We start from the raw sequence: 1244 nt of genomic DNA, 5'->3' as shown, positions 1-1244 counted from the left end.
GCGAATGGAACGACCAGTAGAATATTTTGGAATCCTATCCCAAAACGAGCAAATGGGCTGTCCTAGCAGCAACCCATATCGACAGTCCTGTTAACACCACTATCGCCACGCGCCCTAGCTTTCCATCTTCGTTCCACTCGCTTTCGGACGCTCTTCTTCCGCGGATTAGACTCGAGCCGATTCCAATAAGTAACCACCCTCCACTCCCCACGATTAGCAACTGAGACCCGTTTAGAGTGAAAGTCAGCGCAACTTGACAGGCACCGAGGACAATAGCAACGACCCCAAAGAACTGCCTTTGATCGACCTCATCAAACGACAGAGATGTATTTTCGGTCGTCAGTGCCGTGAACTTGTGCCAACCCATACCATCCTTTATTGATGCTGCTATATTAAATGTAGGATGATTGTCTCTTTGGCCCTCTGTTCGTCTTGTTACCTCTGAGCCTGGTGTCTATTTCTGTCGGATGAAAGGAGAGATTGTTGAACCGTACCGAAGACAGGGTGTATCGGTCAGACAATCGTCCTGAGAACGGGGGTGCTAACCGCGTAGGTGTCTAATCTTCAAGAGGTGGGTTCTCAAATACTGATTCACACTTTTCACATACAGTTACCGTGCGCCCGCCTTTCCGAGTGACGGACAAGTCGGCGTGACTACAGTGAGGACAGTCTCGCGGGACATGCTCTCTCTCACACGAAGGGCAAACGAATAAAATACCAGCAGCATCAGTGTTCACGCGTAGATCGTCGTGGTCACACTCTGGGCAGTTAACGGGAATCCGTATATCTGAAGTCTCACGAGGCGCACCTAAGGCTAGAGCCACCAATTCCTCGTCGGACTCGTTTTTACCAGACTGAAACTCACCGGGAGAAAACCGAATTACTTCTCCTTTCCTAACAGTAACCTCGCCGTCCATCGTCTCGAAGGTGGCTTCGCCCTCAAGAATAGCGAACACTTCCTCTTGATCCATGTGGGTATGCAGACCGCCGGGGAAACCCTCTCCGGGGGCGAGACTATAGTGATTGAGTGTCAACTCAGAAGTTTCCACGACATCGGATAGTTTTCGACAGGAACTATTCGTGCCCAAGTTATCTGGCTCTACGTCGTCGATAGCAGCCTTCTTCATACGCACAGTTACATTGGAGGCACAATGATAGTTGTCGGAGTACACTCTCTTCACCCAGCACGCTGCTCTTGACAGCTATCGGTGAGACCGATCACCGATCCGTTACCTACTCCGCCT

The 1244-nt window shown here is 50.6% G+C and carries 2 protein-coding genes; both read right to left on the bottom strand.

Going from position 1 to position 1244, the window contains the following annotated elements; translation table 11 throughout:
- Positions 1–34: 34 nt before the first annotated feature.
- Complete coding sequence (locus tag QA609_RS24630; RefSeq protein WP_278305256.1) at positions 35–367, bottom strand: hypothetical protein; 333 nt, start codon at positions 365–367, stop codon at positions 35–37.
- Positions 368–557: 190 nt separating this feature from the next.
- On the bottom strand, positions 558–1127 hold the full coding sequence (locus QA609_RS24625) for a cupin domain-containing protein (RefSeq protein ID WP_278305255.1): 570 nt from the start codon (positions 1125–1127) through the stop codon (positions 558–560).
- Between the last annotated feature and the right edge of the window lie 117 nt (positions 1128–1244).

The sequence above is a fragment of the Natronococcus sp. A-GB7 genome (assembly GCF_029688865.1).
In the GTDB taxonomy this organism is placed as follows: Archaea; Halobacteriota; Halobacteria; order Halobacteriales; family Natrialbaceae; genus Natronococcus.
The sequence above is the reverse complement of the archived record's forward strand: the minus strand, read 5'-3'. Positions and strand labels throughout refer to the sequence as shown.

Coding starts and splice junctions, on each gene's coding strand:
- QA609_RS24630 (WP_278305256.1), bottom strand. CDS start 367: ATGGGTTGGCACAAGTTCACGGCACTGACGACCGAAAATACATCTCTG.
- QA609_RS24625 (WP_278305255.1), bottom strand. CDS start 1,127: ATGAAGAAGGCTGCTATCGACGACGTAGAGCCAGATAACTTGGGCACG.